This window comes from Nesterenkonia sandarakina, from assembly GCF_014138825.1.
Taxonomy (GTDB): Bacteria; Actinomycetota; Actinomycetes; order Actinomycetales; family Micrococcaceae; genus Nesterenkonia; species Nesterenkonia sandarakina.
The window spans coordinates 496,282-521,698 of the sequence record NZ_JACJIH010000001.1 but is presented as its reverse complement, the minus strand read 5'-3'; the positions used below and the strand labels follow the sequence as shown (position 1 = coordinate 521,698).

Here is a 25,417-nt window from a genome sequence, read left to right as displayed (position 1 = left end):
GGGGCGTGGTCAGAGCCGATCTCTTCGGGTAAGGACGCCGAGCCGACTGATCCCCTGATCCTCGTGGACGAGGCCTTCGAACTGACTGAGCCAGGATTCCAGGATCTCCACCTCCCCTGCGCGGTGGGTGTCGTCGAGGACCACCGTCGCCTGATCTGAGAGCTTCTCCCACAAGACCGGCACCGCGGGGAAACGAGCACGGGGGCCGGTAGCCTGTGGCGGGCCGTCGATGATCAAGAAGTCGATCTCACCCAGGTCTGCCAGGGCTTGGCTTGAATACCACTGGAAGGTCTCACCGCCAAGCTCGAGGCTCTCCAGAGGTGCCACCCGCAGATCTGCGACATCTTCCAGGCCATGCCTGCGCAGACCGTCCCTCGTCCGCTCCGCATACCGTTCCAGATGGTCTAGCGATACCAGCTCGATACCAAGTTCGCGGCACAGGTGCGCGATCCAGATCGTCGAGGTGCCGCTGCCGAGCTCGAGGATTCGCCGAGGATGTTTGGATCGGATGAGGTGAAGCAGGTGAAGCAAGCCGGGGGCGTCAAGAGCGAAACCGCCGGTGGGCGGCATCGGTGCCCTGCTCTCGACCCCACCCTGAGCAAAGAGCTGCATCAACGACTCGATCTGAAGCACAACGTCTCGGGATTCCCGGGTGGACTGGCTGCCCAGCTTCTTCGCCGCATCCTCCATCGAAAGGCGAGAGACCTCTGTACCGGCAAGAATTCTTCGCTCTGCCTCTTCCATCCGCACACGCAGGGCACGTACACGATCGACGTACCCGGCGGCCTTCTCGATATGCGCCTCGTTCCTAGTGTTTGTCGCCTTCACCTCGGTCCGCATGGCGGCGAGCTTCTCTTCAATCTTTGCTTGTCTCGCATCAACCTTGGAGATCTCTCTGCCCAGCTTCTCTTCCGTGCGCTTGGTCGCCCCCGAAGACCGGCGTAGCTCTCTGAGCACTGCATTCTGGACCCGTAGGACCACGACGCCTAAAGCACCAAGCGTGAGCAAGATCGCCATAGAAGAGATCTGGAGTCCCGTGTCAGCGCTGCCTCCCGCCAGCAGGACGGCAGCAACCGCCACCGCCAGCACTGCGAGGACCGTTGTCGCTTGGTTTCTAGACATCCCCAGCAATGAATTCTCCACTCTTGTTCAGGGACTTCTCATCCGATAGGAAGGATTGAAACAGTTCCACAAACTCGGCATTCGCCACAAGGCCGTGGCGAATGGAATCGGCGGCAATTCGTCTTTGGCGGTGCATGGTCAGGGGGGAACTCCACAACGCGCTGACCCGTTCAGGCACCTGATCCGGCGACGCGTAGATGGCAGCGTTGCCCAACAGCGGCCGGTAGGCCTCCGGGACGATCACAATGCAACCACTGGCGACAGCCTCCAGTATTTCCCGCACCTCGCGGAGGGTCGAGCCCGCGGAGGTGGTGACGTAGAAGTCGAGCGCACTGAGGAAATCTCCCGCCGAGAGGTGGTGCGGAGCGAAAACTACCCACGCTCTCGGAGTCTCTGACACATCAAGTACTTCAAATGCCTCGGTTGCACTGCCACGGAACCAGACATCGGCGTCCCCGCCCAGCGGCCACAGGCGGGCGATCGTTGTCGGATCCTCAGGCCAGGCATCATTAAGGCTCCGCGCGTGCCGTCCGACGACAGGCCGCACTCTGTGCGTTCGGCTCGGCCGGTCCCTCCAGTAGGCCTCAGCCATGACATGGGGAAAGCTGCGCTCGATGATCTGGCCGCCGAGTCGACGCACATCTTCCAAGACGGGCAGCCCGGCACGCATCGCCGCCCATTCCGGCTCGACCCCGAAAACCTGACGTGCATTCTCACCGCAGGACAGCACGTCGTAGCCGCGGAATTCTCCGTCGGCTGGGTCTTCATCGGTGAGTACCATGAGCCGTCGGATGCTCAGTCCGCACTGCTCCTGTGGCAGAAACTGAAGCGCTCTGGGATCCCTGACCACCACCAGGTCGACTTCCGCGCGCTCGTCCAGTCGCAGCAGGCTCCATTTCCGGTCCATGATGCCGTCCTGGAGAGCCGGGGTGAAGGGCCCCATCTTTCCCTGGGAGAACTTCCATGAATCGATGTGGACGACGCCTACACGAAGTCCGGCTGCTGCGAGCTGCTCCAACTCATCGAGAGCAGATCGCTGGACACCTTCCTCGCCGCGCCAGTCTGCGACGTAAGCGACGTCGACCTTCCTGGGATCGGGCGGCGCGAGCTGGAGGCGAGCCGGTATCGGCACCCTCAGCTGATCCACCGGCGTGCCAGGAGCAACGTGCAGCTCCTCGACCGAGGCCCCCGCGTGCCATGTCGTATACGCCCGCCTGAAGCCCAGTCGGCTCGGATGGGCCCAACCCGGTACGAAATCCCCTCGGGACAGCGAATTCGGCAGCAGGCGCACGAAATAGAGCGGCACCTTGAGTCTTCCCACTGGCGTGGACGAGGCGGCAGAGATCCTCAGCCGGTATTCGGAATCCGCAGCCTTCCTGGCTGGCATATAGTCTCCGACTCGATCAACGACCTCGCGCCGGACCATCAGACTGACCTCGCAGGGGCGTCTAGGATCTCTTCCTCGCCACGTCATCACCAGTTCCTCGTCCATCCGCTGAGACGAGGTGATCACACCGGGGGCGTCTGGGTTCTCGGCGAGATAGCCGACTTGAGCCTGCAGTCGCTCCGGGTGAGACCAGTCATCCGAGTCCTGCCCCGTGAAGAGGCTGCCACGGGCAAGCTTCATACCCACATTTCTGGCGGTGTAGGTGCCCCCGTTGCGGGACTGCCGGTGAACGCGAATCCGGTCATCCAACATCTCGACCTCGTCGAGGATCCCTTGGAATTCGCTGGGTGAGGCGTCATCGACGATGATGAGCTCCAGTCGCCGCCACGTCTGCGCCAGAATCGAGTTCACTGCCGACAACAGAGTGGTGCGTTCCGGTCTGTACGTTGTCATGATCACAGTGACCAACGGGGACCGTTCCTCGATGCCGCAGGGCTCCAGGTGCGGATCGCCGGAAAGACGGTCGAACGGGACCGAGGATCCCTCAGTGACCTGCACCGGCGACCACCGGCTCCGCACTAAAGGCCGGTTGAACGCTTCGATCCACGTCTCGTAGAGATTCGAATCAGCTCGTAAGAACGGATTCTTCAAGTCACACCCGATGTAGCCTTGCGTCGCGCGTCGAAGCACCAGGTTGCGATTCAACAGCACCTGAGCCTCCTCGAACTCGCGCTGCTCCATCAGCAGCTCGATTTCCAACAGGTGGAACCGGCGGAACTCCTGGGACTTCGGTAAACTGCGGTTCGCGTGACGCAATGCCGTCAGCGCGAATTCGACATCGCCCTTCAGGAGATCCTGAAGTCCGCAGACGCGCGCCAGCTTGGCCAGCCACACGGGATCGAGGTCGCGGAAATCTTGGTCCAATACCCGTGCCCTGATCTCTTCCCAGTCCATAGCACCCGCGCTGGCGCCGTAGGCGAAGATCTGCCTCATCGAAGGTGACTGTGCAAGGAGAGCGGCGTCTTCCGCCGCGGGTCCCAGGCGTTGCGCATCAGCGAAGTGCTCCGCGAGGAGACGGTCGGGCAAGATATTCATCGGCTGAGCGCTCCATCCGGCATAAAAGTGGCAGTACCATGGGTCTGAGGTTCCCGGCGCGAGGCGCGTATCCTCCCCGCTGGGGATCGACCAGCTACAGCTTGTACACGCCGTCCGTGTTGGATGCCACTCCTCGCGTGTCGAAGAGCGTCTCAGACAGTCGCGCCACATGTTCCATGTCGTAGCTCGAGTGGGCCTGTAGCAGCAGGACCACGTCTGCGTCTTGAAGCGCGGCGTCAAGGTCGGGCACTCGGGACAGGCGTTCACCATCGACGTTCCACTCCTCCACCAGAGGATCGTGGAAGGAGACCTCGGCTCTGCGGGACCGCAGGATCTCTATGAGCGGCAGGGCCGGCGACTCGCGCTGGTCGGCGATATCCGGCTTGTAGGTGATCCCGAGGATGAGAATCTTCGAACCGTTCAAGGGTTTGCGCTGCTCATTGAGGAGTTCGGACACGCGACCCACCACGTACTGCGGCATCGAATTGTTGATCTCCTGCGCGAGTTCCACAAACTTGAACTGGTAACCGAGCGTCTTTTTGACCTGGAAGCTGAGGTAGTTCGGGTCGATAGGGATGCAATGACCGCCCACTCCGGGACCGGGCGTGAACTTCTGAAAGCCGAACGGCTTGCTGGCCGCCCCGCGAATGACCTCCCAGATATCGATGTCCAGATCGTGACAGAAGCGCGCCATCTCGTTGACGAGAGCGATGTTCACGTGGCGATACGTGTTCTCGAGAAGCTTTGCTGTTTCGGCCTCCTTCGCACCGGAGAGCGGGACCACAGTGTCTACGAATCCTTCGTAGAAGCGCGTGGCCTTTTCGGTGGCCTCGGGGGTGAGACCACCGACAAGCTTTGGCGTGTTCCTGATCCCGAATCGCGCAGACCCTGGATCGACTCGTTCGGGAGAGAATGCGAGGAAGAAGTCTCTCCCATGCACCCGGCCCCTGCTCTCGAGAATTGGCAGGACAACGTCTTCCGTGGTTCCAGGGTACGTCGTGGACTCCAGAATCACTGTGGCACCGGGCTTAAGCTGCACTGCAAGTGCTCGAGCCGCTGACTCGACGGCGCGCAGATCAGGACCGCCGCCATCGTCGAGTGGGGTGGGCACTGCGATGATGGCGAAATCCGCGGCGCAGAGCACCTCTGGGGCCGCGGAAGCCTCATAGCCTGCAGTCAGCATGGCGCGCAGCTGGTCGTCGCTCAGGTCATCGATGTGTGAATGACCTTCATTGATCGACCGAACCCGGTTCAGGTCGATCTCGAAACCGTAGACCTTGGCTCCGCTTTCGACGACGGCTTCTGCCAACGGCAGGCCCACATACCCCTGTCCCATGACGACTACGACATCAAGCTCTTCAGTTGAATGCATTAAGGTTCTTCCGATTTCGGGTTGGTGGAGGATTCAGGTGTAAGGACCAAGCGCCTCGTGATTTCGGGCGACGGATTCTCTCAAAGAATAACGTCGCCCTGCACGACACATCGACATGGCCCCTGGGTCTCAACCACGATCAGCGGTTGATCCGGCCGGGCTGCGACCGTGGTGTTCCACGGCGCACCAGTCGGAGCAGCCCACCTCACGTCTGGTCCAGTTGTCAGCGTGATGCATGTTGCTGTTGTCGAGCGATTCCGGGTATAGCCATGTGTAGTCGTGTCCACCGTAGATCGTCCCGAAGGGACGCCCCAGCATGAGGTCTCGTTCGAGCGCCGCCATGCCCGCTACCCAGGCGAGACCCATCTGCTGGTCGTGAGCCGCAGAATAGCTCTGGTTGCCACCGCTGGGAATCGATGTCAGCTCCCCCAGCACAGGTCCGGAGTGCGTGGCGTACATGTCTACGCGGATGAAGGGCAGCCCCACAGCGCAAGAGAGGTGACGCGCCGCCGCCACCAGCTCCGGAAGCTGGCTGGGAGCATCGATGGCAGTGTTGTACGTGAGACCTTTCCGGATCTCTCCGAACGGTGCACCCTCTGCATCGAAGAATCGGCTTGAGAACTTCTGCCTCTCCATGCTTCCGTCGTCCGAGGATCGCATCACATAGACCTGCAGAACCTCTCCGTAGGCACAGTAGAGCTTCACGTCTTCTGGGATGGTCCATCCGCTGGGGCTCTCCAGGAACTCCTCCGCAAAGTAAGGCGCCCGAGCCTTGCCCAGCGGCTTGAGAATCTCAGGGGGAAGCTCATCACCGGTGAACCGGATTCCGCCGTCGATTGAGCGCCAACCGTCACTGGTCCGCTCCAGTGGGAAGACGCCCTGGGCGCTGTGCCCGCCGTCGCCCTTCAGAACGATCCGTTGCGCCGAGATCCGGGCCAGGCTGACGTCCCGCGCAGCTCTCCAGACCCCGTAGACCTCGGGCGTCCGCACCCCGTGACTCTGCGCCAGCGAGTAGTTCCGGAGCTTATACGGAATCTGCGCCATGGCACTGTGATCTCGATTGCCGTACTTCAGGGCCGCGCTGTGTTGCGCCGCGTAGGCAGACAGAAGCGCCTCGAATGACGGGGCACGACGACGCAGACGTTCGCTCCTTGTCAGCTGTGCACTGTTCTTCAGCTCTTCGGCCAGATGGCTTGCCTGAGAGCGAGCGACGTCGAGTTCTTCAGCGTTGGTCTCGACGAACTTCCGGGCCGCCCGCAGCTCGCCGGAGAGTTTCAGCTTCTCGGTCTCCACCTCGGCGAGTCGCTTCTCCAAAAAGTCCAGCTTGCGGTCACGCCACGAGATACCAGGTACCCGTTGCGCAATCTGTCTTCGCAATCTCACAATATCTGCCTCAGCTCTCCTTATGACCTCGCAAGGTCTGCCACCGATTGCACGCGATACGACAAGCCCCTGGGCCGGACTTGTTGCGTAAGACCCCTAGTCATCGTAACGGCCCACCGGATCGAGGCTCACGTCTCGTTCCGATGCAGGCTGAGACTCTCACGAGCGGCTCCGTGCAAAGAGATCGATGATTCCATGGGTCACGTTCCGCGGTGATCCGAATGCAGGGTAGAGATGAATCTGCTGGCTGGCGCGCTCGTTGACCCCGATGACAACACCCCGTGAAGATGAGATGCGGGGCACCGACAGATCGATCCCGGCTGCGAGCACACCGGGTATCGCCCAGCGAGCCTCGATCGCCAAGTCCGCGAGCGCCGGGTGAAGCCTGTCTGTGACATCGAGGCTCAGGCCTCCAAGGTGAATGTTGGGGCTTTCCTGGACACGGCACACCTCGCCAGCACCGGGCACGGCGTCCGCCACAAGTCCCAAATGTTCCAGGCGGCGCTCGACGACTTTCTCCCGCGGGGTCATCCGCTTGAGGAAAGCGTGACTTGCCCTCCACTCAACGAGTTCAGCGATAAGTTCTCCGATGGAGCGATCCCCATCTCCTACGACGAACATCGGAAGGCGAATCACCGCACCGAGGACCTGCTCCCCCGTCACGAAGACGCGGAGCGCCAGGCCGGCATCGTCGTCCTCGACCAGGATGCGGTCCACTCGGTCCTCGTCCCGCGGCTCCGGATCCCAGGGGCGGGGCCGTTCAGCTTGGATCGATGCCGCTGTCGCCGAACGCCAGGCCGCAGCGACCATCGATTCACTGCGGAGCCCGGTAGCCACGCCTTCACCTGACGTTCGTCCATTCGGCTTCACCACGACGGGCCCGGAGGAAGAGCTGGCATATGCCTGCGCGCTCTCCAGATCGTCGGGCGAAAAGACTCGGCCTCGTGGCACCGGAAGTCCCGCCCGCTGAAGATGTTGCTTCGCTTCGCTTTTGGTCAGCAGAATGCGCTCCCCCAGATCACTGGTGAGTGAGGTCCCGGCAGCGTCCCTGCCACCGATGACCTTCCCGTTGCGCATGTAGACGCGATGATCGTCGCTGACGATAGAACCCCTCACGCCGCGATTCTTCAAGGGGCCCCAAAAGATTCCCGAGGTCGCCAGGATCTTAGTGGGCGCGTTGAGAGCACCGACCCTGGGGAGAACGTCTTCGGCGATGACCTTCTCAAGCGGACTGTGTCCGTCAGTGCCGGACGGTGTCACACGGCTCGGCCATGAGAGTGTACGCTCATCAGTTCTTCGCTCGGGCATGGTCTCCATGGTAGGTGCCCAAGTGCCCGTGATCCGTGAAGGGGGTCAACGCCGCCGTTGCGCGATTCGTGCAGCCCACATCCTCGAGAGAAGACTCTTCGCGGGGGAGGATTCCACCGCGGATGTCTCCGGCAGATTCCGCTCGCCCTGTGAAAGACCTGAGTCGATCATGGACTGAACGACGGTGTGCGCGACACCTCGTGGCTGACCATAGGCGGGCGCCTCGTGAACCAGGAGATTCGGGCTGGTATTGACCTCGATCACGCTCGCCCCCAGTGCCTGAGTCGGATCTGGCATGAGAATATCCACCCCCGCAAAGTTCAGTCCCGGTATCGACGCCGACGCGGACTCCGCCAGCGACATCACTGCAGCGGGGATCGAGTCTGTGAGGTCCACCGACACGCCACCCTGCGACAGATTGGCAGTCCCGTTCAAGAACTGGACTTCTCCATCCCCCAGGACATCCCCGGGAGCCAGTTGATGACGCTCAAGGTACGATCCATCGACCTTGACGACCCTGTCCTTGAGATAGACATGACTCATCCGTGCCGCCCGCAGGTCCTCGGTCAGCTCCAGAATCGAATGGCGCCCATCACCGACGACGAACGGTGGAATCCTTGTGGCCGCCGCCTCGGCGCGACCCCTGATGACGAGAATCCGCACGTCCACTCCCGGCACCTCCGCCTCGATGAGCACCCGCCCGGCCGGAGACGCCTGCATGGCGTGGGGCCAAGCTTGAAGCAGATGATCCTGCGTTTTGACGCCCGTTGTGATGCCAAGTCCCTGCCGCCCATCTGATGGCTTCACCACCTGTCGACGACCAGACTGCGCCAGAAGGTAGTCCGAAGCCTGGGTCCACTCCGACTCGGTGAACTGCCTCGCAGGCGGGCTAGGGACCCCCGCACGGCGCAGGACGCTCTTCGTCAGGAGCTTAGAAGAGGCGACGAGCTGCGAGAAGCTGCTGTTCATGGACGGCGTTGCCCCCATGACTCCTCCGACACACCGGTCCCCGTCGAACATCAGCACGTTCTTCCCAGTGCGCTGGAAGGTCAATTCACGTGCGGATGCAGCGGCGAGTATCGCGTCGGTGTGAGACAGCTCTTGGCCGCCCTCATTGAACCTCAACCAGCGGTCCCTGAGGTGCTGCTCGACGAATTGCACGTTCACGGATTCGGGAGTGTCAGCCTGGGCATCGGTTTCCTGGTTCATGCTGCCTGTCCGTTGGAGGTTTCGCAGCCGATCACGGCCCTATGTGAAGACGGTGCGCGAGGATATCCTAGAACACACAGGGTGTTTCGTCTGGGTGGTTCTACCTAGTCCGATGATTCGTCCAACTGGAAGTCATCCGAATCTCTGACTGTGAGTCCCATCCGACTCGCTGAGGGCAGGTCATCTCACCTGGCGTGGTTCCACGCCGACGAGAAAGCCTTCCGGTACGGTCAGACACGATGCCTCAACCAGCCCCCGCCTTGGATGAGTGCGCCTCGACGGCCAGTCGGCCTGCCCTGGGCGCACTCCCCGAGCGTCGCTACCGGCCCGAGCTGCACGGGCTGCGCGGACTCGCGATCGCCGGCGTCGTGCTGTTCCACCTCTTCGGTGCTGGCCGGGTCTCCGGGGGCATCGACATCTTCCTGGCGGTCTCGGGCTTCCTGTTCACCGCCATGCTGCTGCGCGAGGCCGGCACCACTGGCACGATCGACTTCCTGCGCTACTTCTCACGCCTTGCCAGGCGGATTCTGGCGCCTGCGGCCCTGGTCATCGCGGCCACCACGCTCGTGGGCCTGCTGGTGCTGCCGCTGACCCGGCACGCCCAGCTCATCACCGAGGCGCGAGCCTCGTTGCTCTACTTCGAGAACTTCGAGCTGGTCCGCTCCCAGCTCTCCTACGAGGCGGCCGGGGCAGAGACAAGTCCCTTTCAGCATTTCTGGTCCCTCTCCGTCCAGGGGCAGTTCTACCTGATCTGGCCGGTGGTGGCGCTGCTCGCCGTCGGCCTGGCCCGACGATCCCGGCTCTCTCCCACCGCCGCCATGGCGACCCTGATCGGGCTGCTGATGCTGGCGTCCTTCGCGACCGCCGTGCTGGTGCAGCAGCAGAACCAGGCGGAGGCGTATCTGCTCACCCAGACCCGGATCTGGGAGCTCGGTTTCGGCGGCCTGCTCGCCCTGCTTGGAGCCAGGCTCACGCTCCCGCCCCGGCTGCGCACCTCGGCTGGCTGGCTGGGCCTCGTGCTGATCATCAGCTGCGGCTTCGCCCTGGACGGCGCCGCGCTCTTCCCGGGCCCCTGGGCGCTGTGGCCGCTGGCCGGGATGGCACTGGTCCTCGCCTCGGCGACACCCAGCGGCGCTGCCCAGGGACTGCCCCACCCGGATCCATCTGGGGCGGCTTCAGCACACCACCCTCCTCGGCGCCAGAGTCCAGAAGGTCCCGGCACCGCCGCCGGTCTGCTGGCCACGGCGCCGTTCACCAGACTCGGTGACATCGCCTACGGCCTCTTCCTCTGGCACTGGCCGCTGCTGATCTTCACACTTGAACTCCGAGGCACCACCGACCTGACCCTGCCAGATGCCGTCCTGGTGCTCGCCTCCTCGCTGCTGCTGGGGTGGCTGACCTTCCGCTTCCTGGAACGTCCCCTGGCCCGCGTTCCGACCACTGCCGCCCGCGCCCAGCCGGGCCGTGCCGGACGCATGACGCTGCGCCTGGCCGCCGGGACACTGGTCATCGGCGGCGTCGGCTCCACGGTCTATGTGCAGATGACTACCGCCCCACAGCAGGACGGCTTGGCGATGGCGGGGGTGGACCGCGCGCTCTACCCCGGCGCGGACATCATCCAGGCTGAAAGCTCGACCCGCGACGTCGAGTTCTATCCCGAGCTCAGCGGAATATCGCACCGCATCCCGGAGTACGCCCGGACCGACTGTCATCAGCCCACCGGCGATCAGCCAGGCTCCGGCGAGGTGCTGGTCTGCGAGGATGCCGCCTCCCCCACCGACCCTGAGAAGACCATCGTGCTCGCCGGCGGCTCCCATGCCGGGCACTGGCACAACGCGTGGATCATCCTGGCCGAGAGGCACAACTGGGAAGTCCTCGTGTCCACCAAGGGGGGCTGTGTCTTCCGCGCCAACGACCCGGCCCAGCCCTCGACCTGCGACGACTGGAACGACGCGTTCCCCGAGATGCTTCAGGCGCGCGCACCTGACCTGGTGGTCACCCCTGGCACGGCGATACCCCGGGAGGATGGGGAAGAAGAAGTCCATGACGGCGCGCCGGACCGTTGGAAGGAGATCACCCGGACCGGGACTGACCTGCTTCTGCTGCGCGGGACCCCGCGGGCAGAGGCCAACATCCCGGACTGCCTGGCAGAGGGCGGAGACGAGCTCACATGCGCCCCGGACTTCGGGAAGTACGCAGAGCGTGACCCGCTGAGCCAGCTGGACCTCCCGGAGAACACCTACAGCATGGACCTCACGGAGCATTTCTGCCCCCAGGAACAATGCTCGGCGATCATCGGCAACGTGCTGGTCTACCGGGACAGTCATCATCTGACCAACGAATACGTCGAGACCATGGTCCCGCACCTGGAGCAGGCGCTGCAGGAATCGCTCCCACACCTCTTCACACCCCAGCCCAGCTAGCCGAACGACACCCGGTGGCACCCATGGACGCTGATAGACTCGCAGGCGCTCAGCCGGTATTCATCCTCCCCTGCCTCCTGCGGATCGAGGGAGGACCGGCAGCGCAAGCGAGACGGCATCCCCGCCGGATCGATGCACCAGGAAGGAAATGACCATGGCCGCACCTGCTCTAGAGCGCGCCGATGAGTCCCCCGAGTCCGGTGAGGCCCGACGGGTTGCCCAGCTTGATGGCAGCAACCTGATTAGGGTCGGCGCGCGTCCCGGCCTCTTCCGCTACATCCGTGAGATCTGGGACTTCCGGCATTTCCTGTACTACGACTCGCACTCGCGGGTCTCCTCCGCCAACAGCTACGACTCGCTGGGCCGAGTGTGGATGATCCTGAACCCGATCCTCTTCGGGACCGCGTACTTCTTCGTCTTCGGACTGATCCTGCAGACCGGTCGCGGGATCGACAACTTCATCGGCTACCTGATCATCGGCGTGTTCACCTTCCGCTTCTTCACCGCCGCCGTCACCGGCGGCGCGAACGCCATCGCCGGGAACCAGAAGGTCGTCCAGGCGTTCAACTTCCCCCGGGCATGCCTGGTGATCTCCACCACGGTCCGGGAGCTCTTCTCCAGCATCCCGATGTTCTTCGTGATGGCCCTTCTGGTCCTGACCATCGGAGACATGCAGCTCGGCGACGCTGAAGCGGTGCCGATCACCCTGACCTGGCACTGGCTGCTCTTCTTCCCCTGCATCCTGCTCGCCCTGATGGTGATGCTGGGGTGGTCCCTGGCCCTGGCGCGCGCGGTCAACGCGCATAACGACATCAAGCATCTGATCAGCTTCAGCACCCGGATCCTGTTCTACACCTCCGCCGTCTTCTTCTCCGCAGATCGCTACTCCGACCTCGGGGTGAACTGGCTGGACACCGTGATGAGCCTGAACCCGCTGTTCTGCGTCCTGGACATCCTGCGCCATGCCTGGCTCTACGACGGCGCTGCCGATCCCTCCCGGTGGATCGTGCTGGGCTCCTGGGCGGCCGGTTCCATGCTCATCGGGTTCCTGATCTTCTGGCATGGTGAAGAGAGCTACGGGAAGGAACGATGAGCACCTCGACATCTCGCGTCTCGCCCCGGCAACCCGCGTCGGAGTCTGACCTGATCGCGGAAGACCTCGCCATCGCGTTCGACGATGCCGAGCAGGCTCTTCACGACGGCGACGACCGCTCCTTCACCCAGCCGGCCCCCGTGGTCCATAGGATCGACCCCGAGAACGTGTGCATGGTGGTCGACGATGCCTCGATGACCTACCGAGTGCGCTCTTCCTCGGGGAATCGAGACTCCGGGGGTCGCATCGCGCGCGGCCTCAAGCGGATCACCGGGTCCGGGTGGGCCGAGGTCCACGCCCTCTCCAACCTGAGCTTCATCGTCAATCGGGGTGAATCGGTCGGCGTGATCGGCACCAACGGCTCCGGCAAGTCCACCTTGATGAAGCTGCTCACCGGTAAGGTCCGCCCCACCAGCGGCGAGGTCTACGCGACCTCCACGCCGGTCATGCTCGGGGTCAACGCGGCCCTGGTCAAAGAGATCTCAGGGCGGGAGAACATCCGCCTGGGCTGCCTGGCCATGGGGCTCTCCCCCGAGCAGACCGCGGCGAAATACGATCAGATCGTCGAGATCTCCGGGCTCTCCGATGCCCTGGAGATGCCGCTGAAGACCTACTCCTCAGGCATGTCCTCACGCCTGCAGTTCGCCATCGCGACGTCCGTGGACCCAGACATCCTGCTGATCGACGAGGCGCTGAACACCGGCGACGCGCAGTTCCGGGCGCGCACCAAGCAGCGCCTGGATGAGGTGCGCGCCAACGCGGGCGCAGTCTTCCTGGTCTCACACTCCCTGGGCACCATCAAGCAGATGTGCACCCGAGTGATCTGGATCGAGCAGGGCGAGATGCTTGCCGACGGGGACCCGCAATGGGTCTGCGAGCAGTACGAGGAGTACACCTCGCACAAGTCCAACGGGCGGATGCGCGCGGCCAAGGTGGTCTACGAGCGCACCCGACTGCAGCTGGATCCGGTGACCATCGATTTCACCGGGGGATCCCGGCCCAAGAAGTAGCGGGTCGGCAGTCATCGCCGCGCCCAGTACAACAGCGGTCCCAGCACAACGACGGCCCCGGGATCATCATCCCGGGACCGCCGCTGCTGTCTCAGCTCACATGCTGGGCTGATCAGCCCTGATGAGCCACTGATGAGGTTCAACCGAACCAGATGCCGATCTCGCGCTCGGCGGACTCCACCGAGTCCGAGCCGTGGACCAGGTTCTTCTGCACCTTCTCGCCCCAGTCCCGGCCGAGGTCTCCGCGGATGGTGCCTGGCGCCGCCGTCGTCGGCTCGGTGGTGCCGGCCAGGGAGCGGAAGCCTTCGATGACCCGCTCGCCCTCCAGGACCGCCGCGACCACCGGGCCGGAGAGCATGAAGTCCACCAGCGGCTGGTAGAACGGCTTGCCCTCATGCTCGGCGTAGTGCTGCGCCAGCTGCTCGGTGCTCGCGCTGAGCTGCTGCAGCGCGGTGACCCGGTAGCCCTTGGCCTCGACGCGCCGCAGGATCTCACCGGTCAGTCCTCGTGCAACACCGTCGGGCTTGACCAGGATCAGGGTACGTTCAGTCATTCTTGTTCTCCTCACTTGTGGGGTTCTCTGCCAGGGCCTCCTCGGCCCGGAATCTGTCGAGCTTCTCATCATCGAGCTGGGCGCCCTTGTTCAACGCGTACCACCAGCAGGCCATGAAGGCCACGCCGGGGATCGCCGCCAGCGGCACGATCAGACCTTCAGCAGTCACCAGCGCCACCGCGATGAAGCCGAAGAGCATCAGGAACTGCAGCACCCAGCCGAGAATGTATCCGCCGGGGCGCTGCAGGACGGCGCAGGTGAGGACCAGCACGACGGCCAGGGCCAGCGATCCGCCGAAGAGCCACCAGGCGTAGGACTCGTTCTGGTTCAGCCCCCAGGCCATCAGGCTGAAGAAGAACATCAGCACCGCCTCCAGGCACAGCACGGTGGAGGCGAAGAGCGTCTTCACCGACCGGGGTGGCTTGACCTGTCCGGGGCGCCATTCGCGCTGTGCGCGGGTCTGTCTGGGCATCCTGTGCTCCTGCCGTGATTCCGTGCTGGGGTGCTGCCGTGTGCTCATCCCTGTGCGGTCGCGCTGCTCACCGCACCAGGATCAGGTCCTCTCGGGAGCGCCCAGCAGCGTGCGGGCCTCCCCCACCAAGGTGATGGATCCGGTGATCAGCACGCCGCCGATCAGCCCCGGATCCGCCTCGTCGGCGCGTCCGACCGCCCAGTCGATCGCGTCGTCGAGGCGTTCGGTGACGTAGATGTCCTGCTCCGCGTAGCCGACGTCGAGCGCCAGGCTGCCCAGCTCCCCGGCGGGGATCGCCCGCGGCGAGGTGGACTGCGTGAAGCAGATGTCCTCGACCAGCCCCTCGTACTCCTTGTACAGCGCGGTGAGCATCTCGCGGGCGTCCTTGTCCTGCAGGATCCCGACCACCAGGACCAGCCGGGAGAGCCCGAAGCTCTCCTTCAGCGCCTGCGCGCTGGCGGTGATCCCGGCGGGATTGTGCGCGGCGTCGACGATGATGCTCGGGCCGGTGCGCAGGGTCTCCAACCGGCCAGGCGCGCTGATGTTCTCCGCGGCCAGACGCAGGTTCTCGATGTTGAGCTCTTGGTCTCCCCCTCCGATGAATGCCTCCAGAGCCGCCACCGCCACGGCGAAGTTCTGCGCCTGGTGGGCTCCGTGCAGCGGCAGCAGGATCTCCGGGTAGCGCCCGGCCAGCCCGGAGACTGTCAGCTGTTGACCGCCCACCCCCGGGACCCGGGATTCGACGCCGAACTCCACGCCTTCGAAGCGGAAGGGCACCCCTTTGGCGCGCGCCTCGGCGAGCAGCACATCGGCCGCCCCCGGGACCTGCGCGGCGGAGATCAGGAACCCGTCGGTCTTGATGATCCCGGCCTTCTCCAGGGCGATGTCACGCTCGTCGTCGCCGAGCAGATCGGTGTGGTCCAGGCTGATCGGGGTGATCACGCTGACCGAACCATCGGCCACGTTGGTGGCGTCGGTGATGCCGCCGAGGCCCACCTCGAGCACCATCACATCCACCGGGGCATCGGCGAAGACCGCGAAGGCCAGGATGGTGAGGCATTCGAAGTAGGTCAGCGGCACCTCATCGCGCTCGGCGAGCGAGGCGTCGACCATGCTGATGAACGGGCGCACCTCGTCCCAGATCCGCACGAAGGTGGCGTCGTCCACCGGGTCCCCGTCCAGGCAGATGCGTTCGGTCACCGAGGTCAGGTGTGGGGAGGTGTAGCGTCCCACGCGCAGATCGTGGGCCAGGAGCCCGGCCTCGATCATCCGCGCCGTGGAGGTCTTGCCGTTGGTGCCGGTGATGTGGATGACCGGGGCGGTCCGGTTCGGCTCCCCCAGCAGGTCCATGGCCTCGACCATGGGCTGCATCCGGGGTTCCATCTTGTTCTCCGGGGCCCGGGAGAGCAGCTCCGCGTAGACGCTGGCCACTGAGAACTGATCAAGATCCTCGCTCATGCTCGAGCTCCTTCGACGACGGAGACATGGATGCTCGGTTCGGTGGCAGTCTCGCAGGCCACCGGGTGCAGATCCACTGTGAGGGTCTCCTCGCAGACCAGATCCCGGTGGGCCTCCAGCGCCGCCACCACCTCGGGAGAGGCGGTGACCGTGGTCTCGATCCGGTCCGAGACCTGAAGGTCGGCGTCCTTGCGGGCCTGCTGGATGCTGCGGATCAGGTCCCGCGCGGTGCCTTCAGCGATGAGCTCTTCACTGAGCGCGGTGTCCAGCACCAGGAATCCACCCGTGGTGTCCAAGACCGTGACGGCCTTCTCCCCGTGCTGCTCCGAGACCGTGGTGCTCAGCGTGTATTCGCCCTCGAAGAGTTCCAGCCCGCCGGCGGTGACCACGCCGTCGACCACCGACCAGTCACCGGACTTCGCACCCTTGATGGCCTGCTGGACCTGCTTGCCCAGCCGGGGCCCGACGGCGCGGGCGTTGACCACCAGCTGCTGGCCGATGCCGAAGTCGGCGGCCTCGGTCTGCTCCGCGTCGAGCAGCTGGACCTCCTTGAGGTTCAGCTCATCGGCGATGATCTGCTGGTAGGTGCCTTCAAGCGCGAGGGCCTGAGGCACGACCACGCTGAGCTTGGCCAGCGGCTGACGCACCCGCAGGTTCGCCTGCTTGCGCAGCGAGGACCCGGCGGAGCTGACCACCCGGGTGAGCTCCATCAGCTCCACGGCGCGCTCATCGCGCAGGTAGTCCTCCGGGTTCGGCCAGTCGGCCAGGTGCACCGAGCGGCCGCCGGTCAGACCGCGCCAGATCTCCTCGCTGATCAGCGGCAGCAGCGGGGCCGCGACTCGGGCGAAGGTCTCCAGCACGGTGTAGAGCACGTCGTAGGCGGCGAAGTCCTCGGCGTAGAACCGCGCCCGGGAGCGCCGGATGTACCAGTTGGTCAGTGTGTCGGAGAACCGACGCAGCGACTCGCAGGCGGCGGAGACGTCGTAGGCGTCCAGCGAGGCGGTGACCTCGCGGACCAGGTCACCCGTGGCGGCCAGGATGTAGCGGTCCAGCGGGCTGGCGACGTCGTCGGCGCCCACGGCCTTCGCCTGGTAGCCGGCGCCGTCGTTCGCGGTGTTGGCGTAGAGACCGAAGAAGTGCCAGGCGTTCCACATCGGCAGCAGCACCTGGCGCACGCTCTCCCGGATGCCCTCCTCGGTGACCACCAGGTTCCCGCCGCGCAGGATCGGAGAAGACATCAGGAACCAGCGCATCGCGTCGGAGCCGTCGCGGTCCAGCACCTCGGAGACATCCGGGTAGTTCTGCAGCGACTTGGACATCTTCGCCCCGTCCGAGCCCAGCACGATTCCATGGCTGATCACGTTGGTGAAGGCCGGACGGTCGAAGAGCGCGGTGGCCAGCACGTGCATGGTGTAGAACCAGCCGCGGGTCTGCCCGATGTACTCCACGATGAAGTCCGCCGGATGATGATCGGCGAACCACTCCGCGTTCTCAAACGGGTAGTGGACCTGGGCGAACTGCATCGACCCGGAGTCGAACCAGACATCCAGGACGTCCTCCACCCGGCGCATGGTGGACTTCCCCGTGGGGTCATCCGGGTTGGGCCGGGTCAGCTCATCGATCCAGGGACGGTGCAGGTCCGGCTCGCCTGCCGCGTTGCGCGGGTAGTCCCCGAATGCCTGCTTGAGCTCCTCCAGCGAGCCGTAGACCTCGGTGCGCGGGTGTTCCGGGTCATCGGAGACCCAGACCGGAAGCGGGCTGCCCCAGTAGCGGTTGCGCGAGATCGACCAGTCGCGGGCGTTCTCCAGCCATTTGCCGAACTGGCCGTGCTTGACGTTGCCCGGGATCCAGTTGATCTGCTCGTTGAGCTGGAGCATCCGCTCCTTGACCTGGGTGACCGCCACGTACCAGGAGGTCACCGCCTTGTAGATCAGCGGGGTGCGGCAGCGCCAGCAGTGCGGGTAGGAGTGCACATACGAGGCCTCGCGGACCAGCCGGCCGGAGGACTTGAGCTCGTTGATGATGGTGCGGTTGGCCTCGAAGACCTGCACACCGGCGATCGCGGCCAGCGGGCTCGCACCGCTCGGGGTGGGCTGGGCGAACATCGGCAGGAACCGGGCTCCCTCGTCCACGGAGAGGATCACCGGGATCCCGGCCTCCTCGGAGGAGCGCTGATCCTCTTCACCATAGGCCGAGGCCTGGTGGACCAGACCGGTGCCGTCGGTGGTGGTCACGTAGTCCTCCACCAGCACCTGGAACGCATGCTCGGTGCCCCAGGTCTCGGTGTCGGTGTAGTAGTCCCACAGCGGTGCGTATTCGATGCCGGCCAGCTCGGTGCCCTGATAGCGGGCGACGACGGCGGCGGCTGCGGCCTCGGCGGCGGTGGTCGGGGCGGCGTCGTCGCCCTTGCTGTCGGTTTCGGTGGCGCTGTCGGTTTCGGTGTCGCTGTCGCTGAAGCCCAGATCTTTCGCGTAGGCGCCGAGCAGCTCGGCGGCGATCAGGTGCCGGCCGGGCAGCTCGGACTCGGCCGGCGCCTGGACGACCACGTATTCCACCTCAGGCCCGACAGCCACGGAGAAGTTGGTCGGAAGCGTCCAGGGCGTGGTAGTCCAGGCCAGCAGGTTGACCCCGGCGAGCGCCTCGCCGTGGGCGCCACCGCCGGTGATCGGGAAGGCCACCGTGACCGAAGGGTCCTGGCGGTCCTTATAGACCTCGTCGTCCATGCGCAGCTCATGGTTCGACAGCGGGGTCTCGTCCTTCCAGCAGTAGGGCAGCACCCGGAAGCCCTGGTAGGTCAGGCCCTTCTCGTGCAGCTGCTTGAAGGCCCAGATGACCGATTCCATATAGTCGACGTTGAGCGTCTTATAGTCGTTCTCGAAGTCCACCCAGCGGGCCTGACGGTGCACATAGGACTCCCACTCGCCGGTGTACTTCAGCACCGAAGCCCGGCAGGCGTCGTTGAACTTGTCCACGCCGAAGGCCTCGATCTCGGCCTTGTCCGTCATGCCGAGCTCCTTCATGGCGGTCAGCTCGGCGGGCAGCCCGTGGGTGTCCCAGCCGAAGCGGCGCTCCACCCGGGAGCCGCGCTGGGTCTGGTAGCGGGCCACCAGGTCCTTGACGTAGCCGGTGAGCAGGTGCCCGTAGTGCGGCAGACCGTTGGCGAAGGGAGGTCCGTCGTAGAAGACGAACTCGTTGGCCTCACCGGAGGAGTCTTCGGTGGGGCGGTTCTCGATGGAGGCCTGGAACGTGCCGTCCTGCTCCCACTGCGCCAGCACCCGCTCTTCGATCTTCGGGAATCGCGGTGAGGCGGGGATCCGGCGCGCGCCGGATTCGGCGGCTGATGCGCGGGGATACACGGGAGAGCTGTTCTCGGTCATGGAGATCCGTCCTGCTGTGGTGCTGAGCAATGGTCTGACGCACTCACAAGGACGCCTGCCGGGCGCGGTACCACCTTGCTTGCCCTGCCGAGGACTCCCCTGCCTCGCGAGCGAGGTGGGGACCCGCCGTCGGGCCGCTCCATGACTGCTGTGACGGGCTTACCCGTCCGGCTCTACTGAGGCCTGCCAGCGGGTGCCGCAGGGCCTGTTCTTCCGGAAGCTCACCGGTGATGGCCGGGTCAAAGCTGCTGGGGACAGTCTACTGGGTCCTGGCCCGGGGAGCCATCCGCGGCCCATCCGGGGCGTGCACCACTGCCACCTGCCCGACCCGGGCCGGAAATTCCCGTGTGTTACGGTCTACTGCTTGTGGCCGGGTTCACCCCGAGGCAAGACACCCTGCGAGCCAGATGTCATGAAAGACCGCAGGTCATCAGGGGTGCTGCCCGGCTGGCACGAGGGGACCGTGCGGGGACACCGCCCTGCGCCGCCTGCAAAGCTCCGCCGAGGCTGACGCGTCAGCCCGCGTATATGAGCCGCACGTGCGGACCCGGTCCATCGCAGCACCACGCAGCGTCGCCACGACGCCTGGTCTGCCTGCGCCCTGAGAAGCACGCGCCCTGAGATGCCTGCAGCGAGAACACTGATACTCAACGAGGGGAACACAGAACGTGAACGAAGCAAGCGCAGTCCAGTTCGGCGCCATCACGGTGGTGCTGCTGCTGGTGGCCTTCTACGGGGGGACCTATCTGATCTCGCATCGGATCAGGAAGAAGAAGGAGAACGCCGACGCCTACATGACGGCGGGGAACAAGATCGGTTTCGGGATCTCGGCGGCGTCGATGACCGCCACCTGGATCTGGGCCTCCTCGATGTACGCCTCCGCGGAGGCCGGCTACACCTACGGGGTCTCCGGGCCCATCCATTACGGGCTCTGGGGCGCGCTGATGATCTTGTTCATCTACCCCTTCGGCAAGCGCATCCGGGCGGTGGCGCCTAAGGCGCACAGCATCGCCGAGGTGATGTACGCCCGGCACGGCCGCTCCAGCCAGCTGATGCTCGCCGGCTCCAATGTGGTGGGCAGCCTGATCTCGCTGATGTCGAACTTCATCGCCGGCGGGGTGCTGATCGCGATGCTCTCCCCGTTCACCTTCATCCAGGGCGTGCTCACCGTGGCCGCCGGGGTGCTGCTCTACACGCTGTGGTCCGGCTTCCGCGCCTCGGTGCTCACCGACTTCATCCAGGTCATGGCGATGTTCGGAGCGGTGGCAGTGATCATCCCGTTCATCTTCATCGCCGCAGACTTCCCCTCCGCCTTCGAGACCGGGGCGCAGAACCTCTCCGCCGAGCAGCAGAGCTTCTTCTCGTCCGAGGCGTTCCTGAACCAGGGCGCCCCTTACATCGCGGCGGTGCTGGCCTACGCCATCGGCAACCAGACCATCGCGCAGCGGCTCTTCGCCGTGCGCAAGGACCTGATCAAGCCGACCTTCATCACCGCGACCATCGGCTATGGCGCGATGGTCATCGGGGTGGGCATGTTCGGTGTGCTCGCGCTCTACCTGGGCTTCGAGCCCACCGACGGCGACGCCAACAACATCATCCCGGAGATGGCGGCCAGCTACCTGCCCGCGGTGCTGCTGGCGGTGTTCTTCGTGATGATCATCGGCGCGCTGTCCTCCACCGCAGACTCGGACCTGGCCGCGATGTCTTCGATCATGATGGCCGACGTCTACGGACAGAACGTGGCCGGCAAGGGCCGAGCCAACCCGCGGACCATGCTGCTGGTGGGCCGGGTGACCATGCTGCTGGCCACCGCGGCGGCGGTCAGCTTCGCTAGCCTGCAGCTGAGCATCCTGGACCTGCTGGTCTTCGTCGGCGCGCTCTGGGGCGCGCTGGTGTTTCCCGTGCTGGCCAGCTTCTACTGGAAGAAGGTCACCAATAAGGCGTTCACGGTCTCGGTGCTCGCGGCGCTGGCCTGCTTCGTGCCGGTGCGCTTCGAGTGGTTCCCGCTCTCCGGGGCGCTCGGGATCCTGGTGGATGTGCTCTCGGTGATCGGGATCGCCGTGATCCTGGGTCTGATGTGCTTCGGCTTCTTCGGGGTCAGGGTCGCGAAGGTGGTGGCGGTGATCGCCGGCCTGGTCTCGGCGCCCTTCGTGATCGGCTTCCTGCACGACTACGCCACCCTCAGCGCCTCGCTGGTGGCCTACGCGGTGAGCACCGTGGTCTGCTGGGCGATGTCGGTGCGCGCCACCGCAGAGTTCGACTTCGCGCTGATCGCCCAGCGCACCGGCAACTTCGACGACGACGACGACGCCGCCCCCGGCACCGCGACCGGTGCTGCCGCTGACGCCGGCGCCCCCGGTGCAGCCAATCCCGAGAACCATGACACGACGACTGTGGGAGACACCCGATGAGCACCCTTGCGCTGACCCTGTACACCCTGATGTGGCCGATGATCGTGCTGGTGGTGATGGGCGTGATCGGCTACGCCTTCTTCACCGATTTCAAGGAGGCCCGCAGGTCCGGGAAGGACATCATCTGAGGCCAGACGGGCTGGTCACCGGGGCTGTCCGGCCCCGGTGACCCCGCTATAGGCTGATCGGGCAGCCCGAGAGGAGCCCCGGTGAGCATCGACGTCTGGCCCGAGACGGCCCCGACCCAGATCCTGCTTCTGACGCTGGCGTTCGTGTTCTCGGCGGCCATCGGGATCGAGCGCGACATCCGGCAGAAGTCCGCTGGTGCGCGCACCCACATCCTGGTCGGCATGGGCTCGGCGCTGTTCACCCTGGTCTCCGCCTATGGGTTCTCGCATCTGATCGGCGGGGATGTCGTCCTGGACCCGTCGCGGATCGCCGCGCAGATCGTCAGCGGGATCGGCTTCATCGGCGCCGGTGTGATCTTCGTGCGGCAGAACGCCGTCTCCGGACTGACCACCGCCGCCTCGATCTGGGTGACTGCCGCCGTGGGGATGGCCTGTGGTGCGGGGATGCCGCTGCTGGCCGGGCTGACAGTGGTGTTCTACATGCTCTCCGTCACCCTGGTGACGAAGCTGGTGCGCCGACTCCCCCGCCGGGATCGCGCCGAACGCTACGTGGTGCGCTACGCCGACGGTCGCGGGATCCTGCGTGAAATCCTCGGGGCCGCCCCGCAGCTGGGATATGAGACCCGCCTGGTGCGCACCCGGCGGATCGAACGCGCCGAGGGCTTTGCAGTGGACGCCACCATGATCTTCACCCGCACCCAGCGCGTGGGCCGCGAGCAGCTCTTCGAGGCGCTGCAGGAGCTCGACGGCGTCGTGGAGGTGCACACCGTCACCGTGGAGAACGACTGAGGGCTCCGGTCCCACCGCTGATCAAGGAAACGTCAAGCCTGTACAGAAAATCGTAGAGCTGCAGCCCGAGGATCGGCTGCAGCTCTACGAGTCATCGGCGGGCGCGGGGAGGGTCAGACCTGGGCGGGCTGTTCCTCCTCGGCGAGCTGCACCTCGGTGACCAGCACCGCCTGGGCCCCGTCGGTCTGCGCCACAAGTTCCAGGGCGCGGGACCGGGTGGCCGCCTGCACATCGGCGATGGCCGCGTCGATGTGGGCCAGGGTCGCCTCGGGTGCGGAGATCGTGGCGGTGAGCACCTCGGTGCGCTGTTTGACCTTCGCCTCGGACTTGACCTTGCGCAGACCCGAGAGGACCTGAGCCAGCGAGTCCAGCATGCCGGCCGAGCCCTGCACGGACTCCAGCCCGGCGGTGGACGGCCACTGGGTCGAGTGCACCGAGCCTTCGCGCCACCAGCGCCAGACCTCGTCGGTGACGAAGGGCAGCACCGGGGCGAAGAGCCGCAGCAGTGAGTCCAGGGTGGTCGCCAGGGCGGCGAGCACCGAGTCCTGCGCCTGTTCGCCGCGGGTCCCGTAGGCGCGGTCCTTGACCAGTTCCACGTAGTCATCGGTGAAGGACCAGAAGAAGGACTCCACCAGCTGCAGCGCCCGGGCGTAGTCGTAGTCCGCGAAGTGTTTGGTGGCCTGGTCCACCACGGTGCGCAGCTCGGCGATCAGGGCGCGGTCCAGGGCTTCGGTGAGGACCTCGGCTCCGGCGTCGTCGGTGATGATGTGGGCCTCGGTCACGCCCAGGTTCAGCGCGAACTTCGAGGCATTGAGCAGCTTGATCGCCAGGCGGCGCCCGATCTTCATCTGCGCCACCTCGTAGGCGGTGTCCGCGCCCAGCTTGGCCGAGGCCGCCCAGTAGCGCACCGCGTCAGAGCCGAACTGCTCCAGCGGCTCGGTGGGCACGACCACGTTGCCCTTGGACTTGGACATCTTCTTCCGGTCCGGGTCCAGGATCCAGCCGGAGATCGCAGTGTTGGTCCACGGCACGGAATCGTTGAGTGAGTTCGCGCGCACGGCGGAGGCGAAGAGCCAGGTCCGGATGATGTCGTGGCCCTGCGGACGCAGGTCGAAGGGGAAGACCTTGTTGAAGAAGTCGTTGTCCTTCTCCCAGCGGCCCGCGATGTGCGGGGTGATCGCCGAGGTGGCCCAGGTGTCCAGGACGTCGGACTCACCGATGAAACCTCCGGCCGCCCCACGCTGGGCCTCCTGGAATCCGGCGGGGACCTCCGAGGCGGGATCCACCGGCAGCAGCGCCTCATCAGGGAGCAGCGGGTTGTCGTAGTCCGGTTCGGCGTCGGCGTTCAGCGGGTACCAGACCGGGATCGGCACGCCGAAGAAGCGCTGCCGGGAGACCAGCCAGTCCCCGTTGAGGCCCTCCACCCAGTTCTCATAGCGGGACCGCATGAAGCTCGGGTGCCAGGAGATCTCCTTGCCGCGGGCGATCATCTTCTCCCGGCGTGCCGCGTCGCGCCCGCCGTTGCGGATGTACCACTGCCGTGAGGTGACCACCTCGAGGGGCTTGTCGCCCTTCTCGTAGAAGTGCACCGCGTGCATGATCTTCTTGGGCTCGCCCTCGAGCAGCTCCGCGGCCTTGAGCAGCTCCACCACGGCCTCCTTGGCGGAGTGCACCGTCTTGCCGGCGAGCTGGTCGTAGTTGGCCTGTCCCTGCGCGGAGCTGATCCACTCCGGGGTCTCCCGGGAGAAGCGGCCGTCACGCCCGATCAGCGCGCGAGTGGGCAGCTGCAGCTCACGCCACCAGGTCACATCGGTCATATCACCGAAGGTGCAGATCATCGCCGCCCCGGAGCCCTTGTCTGGCTGGGCGAGTCCGTGCGCCTTGACCTCGACCTCGACGTCGAAGAGCGGGGAGATGACGGTCTTGCCGAAGAGGTGCTGGTAACGCTCGTCCTCGGGGTGTGCGACCAGCGCCACGCAGGAGGGCAGCAGCTCAGGTCGGGTGGTCTCGATGAAGACCTGCTCCCCGGTGTCCTTCACGGTGAACGGGTACCGGTGGTACGCCCCGGGGTGCTCCTTGGCCTCGAGCTCGGCCTGGGCCACGGCGGTGCGGAAGGTGATGTCCCACAGGGTCGGGGCTTGCGCGGTGTAGGCGTTCCCGGCGTGGATGTCGCGCAGGAAGGCCCGCTGGGAGGCGGCGCGGGAGTCGTCGTCGATGGTCCGGTAGGTCTGGCGCCAGTCCACCGAGAGGCCGAGCCGGGAGAAGAGGTCCTCGAAGACCTTCTCGTCCTGGACGGTCAGGGTCTCGCAGAGTTCGATGAAGTTCGCCCGGCTGATCGCGTCCCAGTCCCGCTGGTTCTTCGCCGGCTTCTCCGGCGGGGTGTAGTCGGGATCGTAGGGCTGGGCGGGGTCACAGCGCACCCCGTAGTAGTTCTGCACCCTGCGCTCGGTGGGCAGGCCGTTGTCGTCCCAGCCCAGCGGGTAGAACACGTTCTTCCCGGTCATCCGCATGAAGCGTGCCATGACATCGGTCTGCGTGTAGGAGAACATGTGGCCCACGTGCAGGGACCCGGAGGCAGTGGGCGGCGGGGTGTCGATGGAGTACACCTCGGCGCGCTCGGTGTCCTCGTCGAAGTGGTAGATCTCCTCAGCCTGCCAGGCGGTGTGGAGCTTCTCCTCGAGGCCCTCCAGCGCCGGACGGTCCGGGACCACCGGGGTCTTCGGCGCGGTGGTGCCGTGGGAGGAGTCTGCGGAAAGGGTGTCGGTGGCGGGCGCGTCTGTGCCCGGGGTCTGATCAGCCATGCTGGCCATTCTCTCACGACGGAAGT

The 25,417-nt window shown here is 65.3% G+C and carries 17 protein-coding genes; 6 read left to right on the top strand and 11 right to left on the bottom strand.

Annotated elements, in window-relative coordinates:
- Positions 1–9: 9 nt before the first annotated feature.
- The 6 genes from HNR24_RS14210 to HNR24_RS02395 form a co-directional block, all read right to left on the bottom strand.
- Positions 10–1,143, bottom strand: coding sequence for an O-methyltransferase (locus HNR24_RS14210; RefSeq protein ID WP_182494911.1), 1,134 nt, complete (start codon positions 1,141–1,143; stop codon positions 10–12).
- A complete protein-coding gene (locus tag HNR24_RS02415; RefSeq protein WP_182494910.1) occupies positions 1,115–3,604 on the bottom strand; it encodes a glycosyltransferase family 2 protein in 2,490 nt (829 codons plus the stop codon). The genes HNR24_RS14210 and HNR24_RS02415 overlap by 29 nt, the downstream gene beginning before the upstream one ends.
- Before the next feature lie 94 nt (positions 3,605–3,698).
- The gene (locus HNR24_RS02410) at positions 3,699–4,976 is read right to left on the bottom strand and encodes a nucleotide sugar dehydrogenase (protein WP_182494909.1); all 1,278 of its coding nucleotides are present in this window, start codon (positions 4,974–4,976) and stop codon (positions 3,699–3,701) included.
- A gap of 129 nt (positions 4,977–5,105) precedes the next feature.
- Positions 5,106–6,290, bottom strand: a complete 1,185-nt coding sequence (locus HNR24_RS02405) for an ATP-grasp fold amidoligase family protein (RefSeq protein ID WP_182494908.1) — start codon at positions 6,288–6,290, stop codon at positions 5,106–5,108.
- 228 nt (positions 6,291–6,518) lie between these two features.
- Positions 6,519–7,667, bottom strand: a complete 1,149-nt coding sequence (locus tag HNR24_RS02400) for a hypothetical protein (RefSeq protein ID WP_182494907.1) — start codon at positions 7,665–7,667, stop codon at positions 6,519–6,521.
- Positions 7,668–7,712: 45 nt separating this feature from the next.
- Positions 7,713–8,876 (bottom strand): ATP-grasp domain-containing protein, encoded by a 1,164-nt coding sequence (locus tag HNR24_RS02395; RefSeq protein WP_182494906.1) that lies wholly within the window; start codon positions 8,874–8,876, stop codon positions 7,713–7,715.
- Positions 8,877–9,115: 239 nt separating this feature from the next.
- Between HNR24_RS02395 and HNR24_RS02390 the strand changes: the two genes are divergently transcribed.
- The 3 genes from HNR24_RS02390 to HNR24_RS02380 all read left to right on the top strand — a co-directional run bounded on the left by HNR24_RS02390 (position 9,116) and on the right by HNR24_RS02380 (position 13,402).
- Complete coding sequence (locus HNR24_RS02390) at positions 9,116–11,299, top strand: acyltransferase family protein (RefSeq protein ID WP_182494905.1); 2,184 nt, start codon at positions 9,116–9,118, stop codon at positions 11,297–11,299.
- Positions 11,300–11,453: 154 nt separating this feature from the next.
- Positions 11,454–12,392 carry an ABC transporter permease gene (locus HNR24_RS02385; protein WP_182494904.1) on the top strand — a complete coding sequence of 313 codons (939 nt, stop codon included), beginning with the start codon at positions 11,454–11,456 and terminating at the stop codon, positions 12,390–12,392.
- Entirely contained in the window at positions 12,389–13,402 is a 1,014-nt protein-coding gene (locus HNR24_RS02380; RefSeq protein ID WP_182494903.1) for an ABC transporter ATP-binding protein, read from the top strand. Before HNR24_RS02385 ends, HNR24_RS02380 begins: the two co-directional genes overlap by 4 nt.
- Positions 13,403–13,541: 139 nt before the next feature.
- On the opposite strand, the gene ndk is transcribed toward HNR24_RS02380, so the two are convergent.
- The 4 genes from ndk to ileS all read right to left on the bottom strand — a co-directional run bounded on the left by ndk (position 13,542) and on the right by ileS (position 19,262).
- On the bottom strand, positions 13,542–13,955 hold the full coding sequence (gene ndk, locus HNR24_RS02375) for a nucleoside-diphosphate kinase (protein ID WP_058889049.1): 414 nt from the start codon (positions 13,953–13,955) through the stop codon (positions 13,542–13,544).
- Positions 13,948–14,427, bottom strand: a complete 480-nt coding sequence (locus tag HNR24_RS02370; protein ID WP_058889048.1) for a DUF4233 domain-containing protein — start codon at positions 14,425–14,427, stop codon at positions 13,948–13,950. The genes ndk and HNR24_RS02370 overlap by 8 nt, the downstream gene beginning before the upstream one ends.
- An 81-nt stretch (positions 14,428–14,508) precedes the next feature.
- The gene (locus HNR24_RS02365) at positions 14,509–15,885 is read right to left on the bottom strand and encodes a bifunctional folylpolyglutamate synthase/dihydrofolate synthase (protein ID WP_182494902.1); all 1,377 of its coding nucleotides are present in this window, start codon (positions 15,883–15,885) and stop codon (positions 14,509–14,511) included.
- On the bottom strand, positions 15,882–19,262 hold the full coding sequence (gene ileS / locus HNR24_RS02360; RefSeq protein ID WP_182494901.1) for an isoleucine--tRNA ligase: 3,381 nt from the start codon (positions 19,260–19,262) through the stop codon (positions 15,882–15,884). Before ileS ends, HNR24_RS02365 begins: the two co-directional genes overlap by 4 nt.
- Positions 19,263–19,930: 668 nt before the next feature.
- Here ileS and HNR24_RS02355 point away from each other — a divergent pair.
- From HNR24_RS02355 to HNR24_RS02350, 3 genes are all read left to right on the top strand, one after another.
- A complete protein-coding gene (locus HNR24_RS02355) occupies positions 19,931–21,673 on the top strand; it encodes a sodium:solute symporter family protein (RefSeq protein ID WP_182494900.1) in 1,743 nt (580 codons plus the stop codon).
- On the top strand, positions 21,670–21,801 hold the full coding sequence (locus tag HNR24_RS13765; protein WP_218849701.1) for a putative transporter small subunit: 132 nt from the start codon (positions 21,670–21,672) through the stop codon (positions 21,799–21,801). Before HNR24_RS02355 ends, HNR24_RS13765 begins: the two co-directional genes overlap by 4 nt.
- Before the next feature lie 81 nt (positions 21,802–21,882).
- A complete protein-coding gene (locus tag HNR24_RS02350) occupies positions 21,883–22,590 on the top strand; it encodes an MgtC/SapB family protein (protein ID WP_182494899.1) in 708 nt (235 codons plus the stop codon).
- Positions 22,591–22,703: 113 nt separating this feature from the next.
- On the opposite strand, the gene valS is transcribed toward HNR24_RS02350, so the two are convergent.
- Positions 22,704–25,391: a valine--tRNA ligase gene (gene valS, locus HNR24_RS02345; RefSeq protein WP_182494898.1), complete on the bottom strand. Its 2,688-nt coding sequence runs from the start codon at positions 25,389–25,391 to the stop codon at positions 22,704–22,706.
- Positions 25,392–25,417 lie beyond the last annotated feature (26 nt).

What these genes read in the sequence shown, in the direction of transcription:
- HNR24_RS02415 (WP_182494910.1), bottom strand. Translation starts at nt 3,604, where the DNA reads ATGAATATCTTGCCCGACCGTCTCCTCGCGGAGCACTTCGCTGATGCG.
- HNR24_RS02410 (WP_182494909.1), bottom strand. Translation starts at nt 4,976, where the DNA reads ATGCATTCAACTGAAGAGCTTGATGTCGTAGTCGTCATGGGACAGGGG.
- HNR24_RS02400 (WP_182494907.1), bottom strand. Translation starts at nt 7,667, where the DNA reads ATGCCCGAGCGAAGAACTGATGAGCGTACACTCTCATGGCCGAGCCGT.
- HNR24_RS02395 (WP_182494906.1), bottom strand. Translation starts at nt 8,876, where the DNA reads ATGAACCAGGAAACCGATGCCCAGGCTGACACTCCCGAATCCGTGAAC.
- HNR24_RS02390 (WP_182494905.1), top strand. Translation starts at nt 9,116, where the DNA reads ATGCCTCAACCAGCCCCCGCCTTGGATGAGTGCGCCTCGACGGCCAGT.
- HNR24_RS02385 (WP_182494904.1), top strand. Translation starts at nt 11,454, where the DNA reads ATGGCCGCACCTGCTCTAGAGCGCGCCGATGAGTCCCCCGAGTCCGGT.
- HNR24_RS02380 (WP_182494903.1), top strand. Translation starts at nt 12,389, where the DNA reads ATGAGCACCTCGACATCTCGCGTCTCGCCCCGGCAACCCGCGTCGGAG.
- ndk (WP_058889049.1), bottom strand. Translation starts at nt 13,955, where the DNA reads ATGACTGAACGTACCCTGATCCTGGTCAAGCCCGACGGTGTTGCACGA.
- HNR24_RS02370 (WP_058889048.1), bottom strand. Translation starts at nt 14,427, where the DNA reads ATGCCCAGACAGACCCGCGCACAGCGCGAATGGCGCCCCGGACAGGTC.
- HNR24_RS02365 (WP_182494902.1), bottom strand. Translation starts at nt 15,885, where the DNA reads ATGAGCGAGGATCTTGATCAGTTCTCAGTGGCCAGCGTCTACGCGGAG.
- ileS (WP_182494901.1), bottom strand. Translation starts at nt 19,262, where the DNA reads ATGACCGAGAACAGCTCTCCCGTGTATCCCCGCGCATCAGCCGCCGAA.
- HNR24_RS13765 (WP_218849701.1), top strand. Translation starts at nt 21,670, where the DNA reads ATGAGCACCCTTGCGCTGACCCTGTACACCCTGATGTGGCCGATGATC.
- valS (WP_182494898.1), bottom strand. Translation starts at nt 25,391, where the DNA reads ATGGCTGATCAGACCCCGGGCACAGACGCGCCCGCCACCGACACCCTT.